The sequence below is a fragment of the Ruminococcus sp. RTP21484sp1_RTP21277st1_D2_RTP21277_210401 genome (assembly GCF_040924225.1).
Lineage (GTDB): Bacteria > Bacillota > Clostridia > Lachnospirales > Lachnospiraceae > Blautia_A > Blautia_A faecis.
In genome coordinates this window covers 40,081-55,091 of the sequence record NZ_JBCOMJ010000003.1, presented here as the reverse complement: position 1 = coordinate 55,091, position 15,011 = coordinate 40,081, and the positions used below count along the sequence as shown (strand labels likewise).

The 15,011-nt window shown below is 33.2% G+C and carries 11 protein-coding genes and 5 tRNA genes; all 16 read left to right on the top strand.

Annotated features, from left to right (window positions below):
* Nucleotides 1-17 precede the first annotated feature (17 nt).
* Nucleotides 18-1,271, top strand: a complete 1,254-nt coding sequence (locus AB5706_RS02555) for an ATP-binding protein (RefSeq protein WP_368365727.1) — start codon at nt 18-20, stop codon at nt 1,269-1,271.
* The gene (locus AB5706_RS02550) at nt 1,268-1,789 is read left to right on the top strand and encodes a hypothetical protein (RefSeq protein ID WP_368365726.1); all 522 of its coding nucleotides are present in this window, start codon (nt 1,268-1,270) and stop codon (nt 1,787-1,789) included. The genes AB5706_RS02555 and AB5706_RS02550 overlap by 4 nt, the downstream gene beginning before the upstream one ends.
* Nucleotides 1,790-2,338: 549 nt before the next feature.
* Nucleotides 2,339-2,409 (top strand) — tRNA-Gln (locus AB5706_RS02545).
* A 71-nt stretch (nt 2,410-2,480) separates the two neighbouring features.
* Nucleotides 2,481-3,131 (top strand): hypothetical protein, encoded by a 651-nt coding sequence (locus tag AB5706_RS02540; protein ID WP_118582420.1) that lies wholly within the window; start codon nt 2,481-2,483, stop codon nt 3,129-3,131.
* Nucleotides 3,132-3,654: 523 nt separating this feature from the next.
* Nucleotides 3,655-3,723: transfer RNA gene (locus tag AB5706_RS02535), tRNA-OTHER, on the top strand.
* 1,196 nt (nt 3,724-4,919) lie between these two features.
* Nucleotides 4,920-4,992 (top strand) — tRNA-Gln (locus AB5706_RS02530).
* Nucleotides 4,993-5,218: 226 nt separating this feature from the next.
* Nucleotides 5,219-5,308 (top strand) — tRNA-Ile (locus AB5706_RS02525).
* 534 nt (nt 5,309-5,842) lie between these two features.
* Nucleotides 5,843-5,928: transfer RNA gene (locus tag AB5706_RS02520), tRNA-Leu, on the top strand.
* A gap of 49 nt (nt 5,929-5,977) precedes the next feature.
* Nucleotides 5,978-6,493 (top strand): hypothetical protein, encoded by a 516-nt coding sequence (locus AB5706_RS02515; RefSeq protein ID WP_313720992.1) that lies wholly within the window; start codon nt 5,978-5,980, stop codon nt 6,491-6,493.
* 180 nt (nt 6,494-6,673) lie between these two features.
* Nucleotides 6,674-7,771, top strand: a complete 1,098-nt coding sequence (locus tag AB5706_RS02510) for a hypothetical protein (protein WP_368365725.1) — start codon at nt 6,674-6,676, stop codon at nt 7,769-7,771.
* 12 nt (nt 7,772-7,783) lie between these two features.
* Nucleotides 7,784-8,542 (top strand): hypothetical protein, encoded by a 759-nt coding sequence (locus AB5706_RS02505; protein WP_313720996.1) that lies wholly within the window; start codon nt 7,784-7,786, stop codon nt 8,540-8,542.
* 13 nt (nt 8,543-8,555) lie between these two features.
* Complete coding sequence (locus AB5706_RS02500; protein ID WP_313720998.1) at nt 8,556-9,728, top strand: P-loop NTPase family protein; 1,173 nt, start codon at nt 8,556-8,558, stop codon at nt 9,726-9,728.
* 11 nt (nt 9,729-9,739) lie between these two features.
* The gene (locus AB5706_RS02495; protein WP_368365724.1) at nt 9,740-10,582 is read left to right on the top strand and encodes a hypothetical protein; all 843 of its coding nucleotides are present in this window, start codon (nt 9,740-9,742) and stop codon (nt 10,580-10,582) included.
* A gap of 10 nt (nt 10,583-10,592) precedes the next feature.
* Complete coding sequence (locus AB5706_RS02490; protein WP_368365723.1) at nt 10,593-12,128, top strand: hypothetical protein; 1,536 nt, start codon at nt 10,593-10,595, stop codon at nt 12,126-12,128.
* Between the two features lie 18 nt (nt 12,129-12,146).
* On the top strand, nt 12,147-13,178 hold the full coding sequence (locus AB5706_RS02485) for a toprim domain-containing protein (protein WP_313721004.1): 1,032 nt from the start codon (nt 12,147-12,149) through the stop codon (nt 13,176-13,178).
* Nucleotides 13,179-13,186: 8 nt separating this feature from the next.
* The gene (locus AB5706_RS02480) at nt 13,187-15,007 is read left to right on the top strand and encodes a DHH family phosphoesterase (protein ID WP_368365722.1); all 1,821 of its coding nucleotides are present in this window, start codon (nt 13,187-13,189) and stop codon (nt 15,005-15,007) included.
* The last annotated feature ends 4 nt before the right edge of the window (nt 15,008-15,011 follow it).

Here is a 15,011-nt window from a genome sequence, read left to right as displayed (position 1 = left end):
TAGATTGGAGATATTAAATGCTAAATTATACACGATATTTTAATGCCGGTGCTTTGCTACATAATTTCCAAGATGCAGCAAATTTAACAAAACAGCTTGGAATTAAAAATGCCATTGAATACAACGTGAATGATTTTTTATTTACGATTGGAAAAAATTATTTTGTTGATAAGATTAATAGGCTTCAAGACAAATTAATTGTTGGATTTTTTACATCATATTCTGATGATATTAAAAATATTTGCTGGTATTTAAATAAACTCGATCCAAAACTATACAAAAAATATATTGGTGATATAGAGGAATATAAACAGTGCTTTGTGAGAAACGATAGAGTTTATTATATGCTTCCATATGAACGAAAATTTGTATTTACTTGCAAAGATAAAACTAAAGTGGTTGCCAAATTAAGTAAGGGTAGTTTTTTAGATTATGCAAATATTTATTTTATCGGTCCTCATAGAAAAGAACATGCAGATTTTTTTAGAAAATTTTGCGATAAATATAATAGTAAATATATGACAATAGATACTCTGCAAATTGATAAAACAGATAAGATGACAAATGAACTTGACGATGAAATTGATGGTATTTCAGAAAACGCAATTATATTCCCAGAAAAAAATGAAATATTTAGCTATTTGGACGCATGGTTGAATTCTGAAACGTATTTTACATCGTGTGGAATTAATCACAAAATTGGCATCCTTCTTTATGGTGAACCTGGTACTGGTAAAACCACTTTTGCCAAGGTCTTGGCAACAAAGTACGACTTAACTCTTGTTAAGTTCACATTGAATGATTTATCAAAATTAATTTCAAAGAATGAATTTTGGAAAAAATTAGAAGATTCTGTTGTAGTGTTAGAAGATATCGATGTTCTAGTAAGTAAACGTGATAATAGTGTTACCTCTGCAGACAAAGAAAATTTTCAAGCATTATTGCAACTCTTAGATGGAATTAACTCATGTAAGAAAACAATATTTTTAGCAACAACAAATTATATTGATAGACTAGATCCTGCTCTTATTCGAGATGGACGATTTGACATTAAGATTGAAATGAAAAATTTTGATCACGATGAAGCGGTAAAAATGTGTAATAAATTTGAGGCAGATTCGGAAGTAATTCTTAGAGATGAACAGTTTCCAATTAATCCTGCTTACTTGCAGAACAAAATCATTACGCTGCAGATGAAAGAGATTAATGAAAAACTGAAACAAAAAGCAAAGAGAATCGGAAGTAATAAATATGGAGGTAATAATAAATGATTAAAGTTACATCTGATGCAGCCAATAAGCTGATTAAGAAGTTAGAGCAAGAAAAAGGTATTCTCACAGATAAGATTTCTAAAATGTCAACATTCATTGTGGCAATAACTGAGAATTACGACCAGATCAAAGCAGAGCAGGAAGCAGAATTCAATCTGAATGAGACTATCTCACAGATTGATGAGATTGATAAGAAAATTATTACAATCAGACATGCAAAATCTGTGTTTAATAACTCAGTAGTTATGAAGAATGGATTTACTGTCGGTGACAACATTATTAGATTAGCTATACTCGAAAGAGAGAAGAGTATTTATAGCAGACTTGCTACCAGACAGAAAAAGATAAGAAACACTTCAATAAACAAAGATATTGAATACACTTATTTGAATTATGATCTTGAGGACGCAAAGAAAAAATATGACAGTGTGTATACCGAAATTTCAGAAATTCAGGAAGAACTTAATATTGTAAACAGTTCAGCAGAGTACAAATTTGAGATTGATATTGACCTCTAATGGGAAGTAGTTAATGTAATCAATCTTCCGTATTACAGTTACTTTTACATATAGATTATTTATATAAAAGTAAATATACATTTAACACAAGTAAGTGAGTTATTGTTTGGGTTAATTGTTAGAGTGATAGTTAGAATTTTTCTTATTCATTATAGTATAAAGTTTACGGATACAAGTACAGAAGAATATTCAAATTAATTTCTGGGAATTAACAATAAAGCTTAGTAACTGTAATTAAAAACTTTTCGGTATCAAGTTCGGTTAGAGGTACTTTTTTAAAATAAATTGAATGTCAATTTAGAAGTAAATAATAGAGAGTCCAGATAAGAATGACGATAAACTTAACTTACGGTCCTTACATTAAGTAAGGTGAAGCCTAACTTAGAAAACAGAGAGTACATACAAGTGACTGGTATGGAACAAGGGCGATACTGCCAGGAAACTGTAGCAGCAGTTCATAAGAGAGCGGTTCAGAAAATAGCGAATCTGAGTGAATAGAATTTTATCTGACGAAGATATATTTGGCGGTGTAGCAACCGTCAATATAAAGCATCTTAGTGTAATGGTTATCACGGATGACCTTGGATCATCAGATGTTGGTTCGATTCCAACAGGTGCCGTTAACTCAGAAATGAGTATTTCAAAGTTAAAAATTTAAAGAATAAAATTCAATTTAAAGGAGAAGAAAATTATGACAAAAGAAACTATGACAGTACATAAAGCGTTAGCAGAAATTAAAATCCTTAAAGACAGAATCCAGAGTGAGATTTACAATTCAATTTTTGTATCTTGCAAAAAAAATTCTCAGTCAAAAATTTCCGGAATGGATGTTGATGAATATGAGAAGATTATTACAGGATGTTACGACAAAGATGTAGATCTTATGAGTAGACTTGAAGCTCTGCAGAGAGCAGTAATGCTTTCAAATGCAGTAACAAAAGTTAAGATTAAAATTGGAGAAAATGAAGAAGAACGTACTGTAGCAGAAACAATCAACATGAAAAATAACAGTATGATGTTCAAGAGACAGATGCTTGACAGAATGCAGCAACAGCTTTCTCAGGCACAGGCAAAAACAAACAAAGAGAATGAGATTCTTGAAAGTAAGTCAGAAAATTATGTAACTGGTCTTTTTGGACAGAAAGAGGGTAAAACTTCTACCGATGAAGTTACAAAAGCCAAACAGCAGTACATTGATCTTAACACATGGGCGTTGATTGATCCGATAAATGTGCAAAATAAAATCCGTGTTTTATCTGACGAAATTTCCTCATTTGAAGCTGAAGTAGACTCCGTTTTAAGCACAAGTAATGCATTAACAACAGTTACAATTGAGTATTAATAAATGGTCAGTGAATTATTGGTTAAAAATTATACAAGCGATTTTTGACCCATATAATAGCTAAATAGCCATTGTTATACGAACAGTTGTATAAAAGATTTCCTTCATTGCTTATCGAAAATCACTGAACTATAATCCTTTAGTCTTTCAGTCAGCATAGAGTAAAGTAAAAAAATAAACAAGCTGGCCTCAAAAATTAAATGGTTTAGACTGATAATCTAAATAATTTACAAGATTAGATAAAATTGTGCAAAGGTGCATTTTTTGATGACTGTAAAGTTTAAAGGTAGAAAGTTCAAACCTTAAAGCTCAAAATTCAAAGCTTATTTTTGATATAAAGTTCACGTAATAAAGTTGATAAGTTCCAAAGTTTGATAAAAACCTTGAGAAAGTTTTGGTAGCATGATTATATCGGCTCTGTGGTTTGTACAAGGCTGATAAGTGGTGAAGTTCATCTTATAAATAAATCAATGCGGTAATTAAAACCTTGTTTCTTAGTTCTAACAAAGCCGCAGTTGGAACGTCCTGGATAGTTAAATGGTTATAACACATGAAACTCATGTATTTGCCGGTTCGAATCCGCATCCAGGATTTGGGTTAGCTACCCAAATAGATTTCTTATTTCTTATACCTCCTAAAGTGTTGAGGTGGGACATAACTTCGATGGCGAAGAGACTTTGAGCAGTCTGTACTGGGTTCGACTCCCAGATGTCCTATTAGAGATTTCAGATTTGTGGTGTCACAGAAAACGCTTCTCAACATCGAGTTGCCGTACCGTTTGACTACACAATATCGTGTATGATCCACCTACAGAGCGCAGTAGTTCTGGAATCTCGAAGCTATACGAAAGATTTGTTTACTGCTAAAACATTCGAATAGTACGGTTAAACTTTTACATATTTAGTAACGGCAAAGTAGCAGCTGTGCGTGAAAAAGTGTATATATCTTCGGAAGTTAAAACCCAACTTAAGGCAAGTGGTTGTAGGCTAGAAGCCTTATAAGAAGACAAAAGGTACCTAAACAATATGTTTTGCAAAGTTGTTTAATCTTGGTAGACACATTAATGCTTAAATTAGTTTGGTAAAGCTCACTACATACAGTGGTTGTCGGTTCGAGTCCGGCATGTGTCTCTTAGGAAGAGTTCTTTCCTATTATAATATGAACTGGATCACTATGATAATATATCTGGTGCACAAGCTATGTTATCTGAAAAGAGGTAAGTGGTGATTTCGAATACAGACGGTTCGATTCCGTCCCAGTTCTATCCCTCGAAAGAGGAAATAAATTGAATAGCATAGTTACGAATATAGGCGGTGCAAAACAATCATAGACATAATAAATCCCAAAGTCATCGTTAGGGAACTCCGTGGAGTCTGCTCCTATGGCTGATGGACTCTTATGCTATCCATTTTGAATAAGGCGTGGTTAACCTGTGGATATGGTGAAACGATATATCCCTCCAAAGTGCTGATACTTATCAGATATTCAAATGGCGTTATAGCTCTACACATACGTTAAATGTGGGAATTGTAATTAAGGAGCATTATATATTTTATGTATATGGATATAATAAAATTCTTTTGATGAACTTCTAATGTAGATTACACTATGTTGTTACCATATAGACTTAATAGAAGGAATTTGAAAGAAAAATAATTTCATATTGGAAGTAATTATTGTAGATACATATCATCTGAGGTGCGGATGTGAAGATGGCTACGCAGATCTCTCGAAGAAAGTCTAGGCGTAAAGTAAGATGAGTAGATACTGAAGATATGAAATTGTTTTTGGGTTGTGGTGAAGCGGTAAACACACAAAGCTTTGACCTTTGTATACGTAGGTTCGAATCCTACCAGCCCAGTTAGGTCTACTGTTTTAGATGTATTTTCATGCGACCTTAATAAACTGAATAGAAAAACACAGACTTTCAATCCTTATGATCAAATGCGTTATGGTTAGCATTTTGATGTACAAATGGTCTGCCACAGCTTAGTGTAGCCGTATTAAGTGCTTGATATGTGAGACAAACTCATTAGTCTTAAAATAAATGAGAGATAGAGATTTCAGGGTTTGCTCTATCAATTATAGGGAGTTAGCTCAGTTGGTGAGAGCCACAGTCTTATAAACTGTAAGCCCTAACAAGGTATGCAACGTGGGTTCGATCCCCACACTCCCCATTTCCATGCTAAAATGCAAAAATGGTAATCCTTATAAATCCAAGTAGCATTAAACTTTACATATATTTTAGGGGATATATGTATATGATGTGTTAAGTTATAGGTTATTGGTTCAGGGTTATAAACACATCAACGCATAAAAATACAAAATACAATTAAATAAAAGTACAATTTCATTCATTTTAGACGGAACCGAGCGGTGTTAGTGTTTCGTTTGTGCTGGTAACAAAATTTGCTATATGCTTAACAAAAGCCAGAAGATCCATATTAACCAAATCTAGTCATCGTAACCAACAGGGCGGTAAACGTTTATGGATTCGAAAAAACCTTCGTCAAAAATATCTCAATGTGAATCCTGTGGGATTCTACGATAGTCTGAAACTGGGAGAGATTGGTTCAGCGCAAGAGATATGCGAGACCTTTATAGTTACCGGAAGTAAGCAGTAGGTTTCTGCGAAGGTCACCTACAAAATAGTATGTAAGCCTATACTGATGATGTGCGCAGTTGTCAGTATAGCAGTACTTAAAAAATAAGCGGATGTGGCGAAATCAGGAAAACGCACCAGAGTTAGGATCTTGCGGTTAACAACACCTTGTGGGTTCGAGTCCCATCATCCGTACTTGCTTAGAAATAAGCATAAACTAAACAAAAACGAGGAAGTATAAGTTATGAAACGGTTAACACTAAATGAAATGAAACACCGAATGAGTCAAATTACAAAAAAGTGTATTGATTCTCATGGCGGTGGAGAAGAATATTTCAATGAACTAGATGATTTAATCAAAAACGATGAAGATTTTCTAATATCATATCTAACACATATCTCACAATCAAGTGTAAAAAATATCATCATATCAGGTGAAATTGGAGAAAAGATTGCAGCATTGAGATTGAAATATAAATGGTTTTTAAGCGACTGCAGTATTGAGTATATTAATGGCAGTTTAAGAAAGGGTAAACCAATTCAATATTCCAATTGGAAATTGGATTCTTATAAGAATCAGCCATTTATTTTCGTAGATGACAGCTATTATTCTGGTAAAACTTTGAGAATAGTAAGGACATATATTGAAGAAGTACTTGGTGGCTATCTGCAAAACTCATATGTTTTCTATGACGGATCAGAAGATAATCTTGACGATGTAGTAAGTCTTTATCGGTATTACGACTATTTTGATAATTAAATTCTAATTGGTGATTTTCTTCACCAACATTTCCAAAATAAAAATTCAATTTTATATAGTTCGATTTCAGCCACTGGCTGTTTATCTTATAAATTTCCCTTATATTATCCTAGTAACTTACTGGGTTTAGATACAGGTTACAATTAAAAATTTATATATATTTCAAAGGAGGTTCTTAAATTGGAGAACAATACTAAAAAACAGAGATTATTTAATCTCCCAGAAACAAAAGGAAACTTTCAGATTAAAGGTGTAGTTAAGGGAACTAAGAAAAATAATTTCTACACCGAAAAGCAGACACGAACTGGTAAAGAAATGCGAATCGTAAACTTCGGTCTTGAATATGATGAAGGTCGAGATTTATATATCGGATTTACTGGAATTGAGCAGGAGAAAGTTTACTTCTATAAGAAGCCAGAAGAAAAAGGCAAGAAAGGAACATCACAGCCGGTATCCTGGGCAAACAGATTTAAGTTTGCAGAAGATCCAAAAAACGAAGGATTTAGACTCATTGGTAAAAACCTTGGACTTACTAAAGTAACCAATGAAAAAGGTGAACAGGTAAATGATAAAAAGGTACTTACCGACTATGATGCTTGTGCCGAGATTCGTAATAATCTTAAAGACGGAGAAAGCGTTTTTGTAAAAGGTAGCATTTCTTATCGCAGTAATCGCGATGATAAAGGTAACATCAAACGATACAAATCTATGGAACCATCTCAGATTTCTCTTTGTGCCCCATGCGAATTTGATAGTGAAAAATTTAAAGCCCAGAACAACTTCAACCAGGTAATTGTCTTTATGGGAATTGAAAAAGAAGTTGAAGACGATAAGGAAACAGGAAGATATGTTATCTCCGGTAAGGTTGTAACTTACTCAAATATTGAGGATGTTGAATTTATTCTTGACCCTGTTGATGAAAAGCAGAAAAAACTTGCGATGACATTTAGGAAGAAAGTGAAACCATATTGGGCACTTAAAGTATCCGGTCATGTACAGGCTTCCGTTCAGGTAGAAGAAGTTGCTGTAGATGATGGATGGGGAGAAGAGGACGAAATGGAGAAAGTTTCTACCCCTGTTAAACGTGAGTACATTGTAACCGGTGCTGATCCGACTACCATTGAAAAAGACCTGTACTCTAAGGAAGCTATCGAAGAAGCAATGCAGAAGATTAGAAACGCTAATAAAGCTGAGGAAAGCTATGGTAGCGACTCTGACGATAGTGGATGGGGAGATAGCAGTCTTGGAGAAGTTGACGAAGAGGATGAAGAGTGGTAAGAGTTGATGTAAATGAATGAATTTCAGAACAGAGTTGGTGAGGTGTCATATACCAAAAATGGCACCAAAGCCACAATTATTGAATATGTGAATACTCATAAAATTTTAGTGGAATTTGATGATAAGTATAAGTATCGGTATTGGACAAGTTATGGAAATTTTCAAAGAGGTCAACTTACCAATCCATATGAGTGTAGAAGTAAAGATGGACTTGGCTTTATAGGTATAGGTGATTACAGCTCTAAAGACCATAAAGTCGCTTATGCAAAATGGAGGGCTATGTTGCAAAGGTGCACAAATCCGATTGCAGATAAAAGCACTGAATCATACGTTGAATGTGAAGTCTGTGATAAATGGATGAATTTTCAAAATTTTGCAAAATGGTATTACGAGAACGAATATCCTTGCAACAATGAACCACTATGCGTTGATAAAGATATTTTGATTCATGGAAATAAAATATACTCACCAGATACATGTATATTAGTTCCGCAACGAATAAATTTGTTATTTATCAAAGAATACGCAAGGCGTGGAGATCTGCCTATTGGAGTTCAAAAGCATACAAGTGATGGAAAATATGCATCAGTTTTATCTACATCAACCGGAGTTAAGTATTTAGGTCTTTTTACTGATTCAAATCTTGCATTTGCAACTTACAAAAAAGAAAAAGAAAAATATATTAAAAAAGTTGCAGATTCTTATAAGAATATAATTCCACAAAAAGTTTATGAAGCAATTGTAAATTACAGAATTAAAATTACAGATTAAGGAGCATAATTAAATGGCAAAAGGTAGAAAAGCTAAACAGGCAAAAACAAAATTAAACATGATTATCTATGGAGATACTTTCACAGGCAAAACAACATTAGCATCACAGATTGCATTTTTCAAAAGAGAAGATGGTACTCCATTTAGAGTGTTATATATTGATGCAGAATCTGGTGGACTTGATAGTTACTTAGATAGAATGGAAGAGTCAGGCATCAATTTGGATAATATTTATATTTTGTATACACAGTCACTTGCAGAGGTTAGACAGTATATTGCAAAAGTAAAAAATAACGAAGATATTTATGAACTTGATGATGATGGAGTAGAAACTGATGAAATTGTAACAGATGCTGAAGGAAAACCATTTAGAGCAGATGCGATTGTGGTTGATGGTACAACAATTCTTAATTTAACTACACAGTCTGGATTAGTTGAATTCTCTAAGAAGCGTAACAAAGTAAAGGCTGACAAAGCTGGATTACTTGGAGATGAACGACTTGTTAAAATTGAAGGTTCCAGCCTTGAAATCCGGGACTTTAATACGATAAAGTTCAAAGGGCAGGATCTTATTCTTGATTTAATGTCTTCTGGCGTTCATTGTATTACTACAGCCAGAGAAAAAGATGAAACAAAGAACGTTAAAACAGATGATGGACAGTTCCAGTCTGTGGCAACAGGTAAAAAAATCATTGATGGATTTAAGGGTCTTGAGTATAATGCCAATACAGTAATCCGTACTTTCTTTGATAAAGAAACTGGTCAGATTTGTGCTGAGATTCAAAAGGACCGTACAGGAGTGCACGACTCTGGTGAAATTGTAGAAGACCCATCATTACTTGATTGGCAAGTTGCACTTGATAAAAATAAAGGTAAAGAAGATTTTGTTCTCAAAAACGACTTAACTAAAGCAGTCGAAGTAGAGCAGGATCTGTATGCTAAAGAGGTGCTTGGTAAGGTTGGCGATCCTGTTACAGAGGATACAACATCATCCGATGCATCCACTTCCACATCACCAACACCAGATGATCTTCGTAAAGAAATCGTATCTATTAAAAATTCTCTTTCTCCAGTCGAGAAGAAATCACTTAAAGAAAAACTTGAAGCAAAAGGTTTACCAACTGCATACAAGAATGTAAATGATATTTCTGTATTACAGGAAGTTATCGAGACAATGAAAAACTGATTGGATAAATTATGGCACGAGCAAAGAATGATAATTTAGTTAATGAATTTGATAGAGTTTGCCATTGTTGCCAACGCCACATCCATTTTGAAAGAAATAAATCTGTGGAAAATGTAGTATTCTTTGATGGACTTTTCTATCACGAAAAGTGCTTTAAAGAGTCTGCAGGATTCCACAGAAAATGTGGTGGCTGCTCAAAAGATATTATTATTGATGATGCAGATCAGAAAGGTATTCTTGTATTTAAAAATAAATATTGGCATGAAGATTGTTTTAAAAAAAAATATTCAGACAAACCAATATTTATGGAAAATATTCCAGAGTACAAAGAGGATGCGTATGTAAAGATTGTAGGTGTTTTTAATGGAAGAAAAAAGGATATTACGAAATTAAATGAATATAAAATAGCAGCTGTCAAAGAGGTAGATAGAATCTTTGATGAAAAGCTTGTTAATGATTATATCCGAAAACAGTATGATATTCAGACAGTCCCATGGGATTCTATAGCAGCACTATATGATGGTAGATATGGTGTTAAAATCCCACCAAAGCATTTATATGACATGTTTGTGCGTAAACAATCTTATCTGGATAAAATCAATGCACAGAATATTGCTAAAGGTAAAGAGATAATAGGCGTATTAAGAGTTAAATATGATTTAAAAGTCTTATATAACAAATATGATTCTTACTTAAAATTCCTTGAAAAACAAAAAATCTTAGAGGCAGAAGCTCAATCAGATAAAACTGATGAAAAATTAATATTAACAACTGCTCCACAGCCAAAAACAGTTGAAACAAATAATAATAGTGATGACTCCTTGGACGATTTACTAAATGATATTTTTGGATAAGGAATGGCAGATGGAAGAAATTAATAATGTATGTAATGTACAATCTGAAATCATGTTTGTTGGATCATTATACAAATCTCCGGACTTGTATGTTACATATGGCAATTTTATGCGACCCCAATATGACTTTTCTGATGAAGTAGTCTATTTCTTTTATAAATGTCTTGAAACTTACTATCTTAAATTTTCCCAAACAGTTGATGAAACAAAACTAAATGTATTTATGTCACAGGATGCCGAGCGAATGAGTAATTATAAGAAATATCACGGTTGGAAGACAATTAGTGAATTTATGCGCTTGGCAGATACGAATGACATTAAGAATTATTTTGATACAGTAAAGAAATACTCGCTTGTTAGGGAATACGGAAGAAACGGTTATCCTGTCGATAAAATTCTTGCTCATAAGAATTTTGATAAGATGACAGCTAACGATATTTACAGGGTTATCAGAGCAAAAGCAGATAAAATTCATACTGTAATTAATGCAGGAGAGGAAGCTGTAGAGCTTACAAAAGGTAATGCTGATCAGATTAAAAGATATCTGAAGAAACCAAACTTTGGTCTTCCATATCCTTGGCCAATGTACAATGAATTCTTTCTTGGAATGCGAGAGGGTAAAACGCATTTTGAGGGCTTTATCTCAAATGGTGGTAAATCTCGAAAGCTTATTGCATTAGCAGCTTATGTGACTTTGGTACAGCATGAAAACTTTCTTCTTATGTCTAATGAGATGGATGAAGATGATCTTAAAAACTGTATGATTGTTACTGTAATTAACAATAAAGAGTATCAAGAATTGCATGGTATTAAGATTAAGAAGCCAGAACGTGAGATTGTTTTGGGTGCGTACAGAGATAGAAACGGTGAGATAATTCGTAGACATATAGACGAGAATGGCATTTACACAGAGTCAGAAGAAGAGTACATAGAAAGAGTTGAACGTGATTCAGATGAGTATCACAAAATCGTTCAAGTAGGAGAATGGATTGATGAGAATACAAAAGGTAAGCTTTTGTACAAAGATGTCCAGGACGACTACTCCATGGAACGTATTGAGTTTGAATTACGTAAGGCGAAGCTTGTAAATGAAGTAACCTATTATGGTTATGATACATTGAAGAACTATCAGGTAGAAGATTGGGCACAGTTAAAGCAGATTGCAACTAAGCTTAAAGAGATCACAAAAGAGCTTAAAATGTTTGGATTTGCAGTATTCCAGTTGTCTGATGATAGTAAGTTTACAGATGTGTTCCAGTTGAGTTCTATGAATATTGCATCTAGTAAAGGTATTAAGCATGTTACTGATACGCTTACTCTTGGGAAGATGATTGAAAAGAGTGAATACCACAAATATCAGATGATATGTGACACTCCTGGATGGGGTGATCCTACAATATCTGATTTGGATTTAAGTAAGCAATATTTTGCAATTAAAATTGATAAAAATAGAGCTGGAAGTAAGGACAAGATTATGTTATTTGAAATTAATCTTGATTACAATACTTGGATAAATATTGGACAGTTGATACAAAGACAAAAATAATTAGTGAGGTGATTGGCAGTGGATGCTAGAGAATTAAAGGAATATATATTAGAAAATAATTATGTGGAACAGATTCTTGATGCGATTCACTGCCATCATATTAAATTTCATGGAGATTATTGGACCTGCGGAAATCCAGACGGTGATAATACCGGTGCAATCGTAATATATAATACGGAAAATTTATCATGTACAAACTATACGAGACAAATGGTTGAAACTGACAGAGCTACTGATATTATTGATTTAGTTTGCTTTTGTGAAAAACTATCATTTCCTGAAGGACTGAAATTTATATGTCAAGAGGTTGGAATTTCTTATTATCATGACTTTGAATCAGATATACCTGAGAGTTTAAAGATATTGAAATTAGTTAATGAAATGTCTACAGAGCAAACTGATGAGAAAGAAGTTCCATTAAAACCAATACCTGTTGAAATACTTGACTACTATAAACCTTACGTGAATGACTTATTTTATGAAGATGGGATTAGTTATTCAACCCAGAAAGAATTTCAGATTGGCTATGATACCGAAACAAATAGAATAACAATACCAATATATTCAGAGATTGGCGATTTAGTCGGAGTGAAGGGTCGATTATTTCAAAAAGAGGTTGATGAATCTGAATGTAAATATTTGTATTTAGAGAAATGTGCAAAATCAAAAATTCTATTCGGATTGAATAAAACGCTTCCATATATAAAAAGGTTAGGAGTCGTATATGTTGTTGAATCAGAAAAAGGTGTAATGCAGCTATGGTCCTATGGATATAAAAATGCAGTATCTACAGGAGGAAAGAATATTTCAAGACATCAGTTAGATATGCTGATTAGACTTGGCGTTAAGATTGTATTTTGTTTTGATAAAGATGTTGTTTTGGATGATATACTGAGAATTTCGGATAGATTACCAGATGGCATTCCAGCGTATTATATGTTCGATAAAGACAATCAGCTAACAGGTGAGAAAGAATCTCCATCGGATAATAAAGATAGATGGGAATACTTATTGGAAAATAATGTATATCCGTTAACAGATAGGATGTGATTGGAAAGTTGAAGTTTAAGTTATATAAAAATTCGGAAAATAAATATAATGACTTAAAGAATATTCAGATTGATTTTCTGAAAAATAGAGATATTGAGAATCCAAAAGAGTATTTATCATTAGATCACTCTGCAGAGCTTGATTATGGATTACTTGATAATATCGGTGAAGCTGTTGAATTATTTTTAAGCCATTTTGATAATAACGATAAAATACAGATTCTTATAGACGAAGATGTAGATGGAAATTGTTGTGCAGCAATGAAGTATTCGTATATTAAAAGATTAAATAAGGATTATCCTGTTGGATATATCCTTCACAAGAGAACAAAAGCACATGGTCTTGAGGGATTAGATGATGATGTAATTGTTGATAAAGATACAAAATTGCTGATTGTTCCGGATGCAGGAACAAATGATGTAGAAGCATGCAAAATATTGAAAGATCGTGGAGTTGATGTTCTTATTTTAGATCATCACGAACAAGCAAAAGATAAAGAAGGAAACTTAATAGACAATCCATATGCATTAATCGTAAATAATCAGATGAGTGAGTTTTATACAAATAAAAGCTTATGTGGAGCTGGGATTGTATATAAATTCTTAAAAGCATTAGATGATTTTTTATGGTGTGAATATGCAGATGACTTTTTAGATTTGGTTGCTTTAGCAAATATTTCAGATGTAATGGACATGCGTTCACCTGAAACAAAATATCTCGTAGAGGTTGGATTGCACAACATCAGTAACAAATTCTTTCAAGCACTTATAAATGCTCAGGAATATAGTATGGGTGGAGTGGTGAATATACATAATGTCCAATTTTACGTGACACCAATTTTGAACGGCTGTACGAGGTTCGGTTCACCGGAAGAAAAAGAACTTATGTTTAAAGCATTTATCGAACAAGATGCTTGGTTCGAGTATAAGAAACGTGCAACAAAAGATAAACCTGCAGAGGTTATCCAGGAAAGTATTTATGATAGAGCTGCACGACTTGCAAAGAATGCAAAAGCAAGACAGGATAAGAGCCGTGAAAAAAGTGTACAGATGATATTTGATCAGATTGGAGAAAATCCTAATGATAAAGTAATCATGTGTGATGTATCAGAACTTCTTGATGGTGGAATGACAGGAGTATGTGCAATCAAAGTAGCTGAGAAGTACAACAGACCGTGTTTATTATTAAAGAAACATTATGATTATAAAACAAATACCATTGTATTTGGTGGTAGTGGACGAAATATAAACCATAGTCCTATTGAAAGTTTCAGAGATCTTGTAGAGTCTAACAATCAATTCAATTTTGCCCAGGGGCACAAATCTGCATTCGGTATTGAAATCCCAGTTGATAACGTAGAAAAAGCAAAAGAAATATTCAATGATGAATTAAAAGATGAAGATTTCACTAAAGTCTATTTATGTGATTTTATCATTCCAGAGTACGATGTAAATGAAAGCATCATTTATGAGATGACAAAATTTACAGACTTGATTGGACAAGGCATTGAAGAACCAATGATTGCTATTACAGATATTGAAGTAAATAGAGACGATATTACCATTCAGGGCAAGAATGAAGATTCTTATTGCTTTAAAATTGGTGAGATTAAGTTTGTACAGTTTAAATGTAAAGATGATAATTCTGTTATGGATTGGCTCAAAAATTCATTTGATAATGTTGCAAAAATCAATATTGTTGGAAATCCATGCATTAGTGAGTATCAAGGAATTAAAACATTACAGTTTGTTATTGATGACGTAGATGTTTTAAGTACTTCTTTCGAAGATATAGAAGATAACGATGAATACGAAGATGAAAGTTGGTGACTAG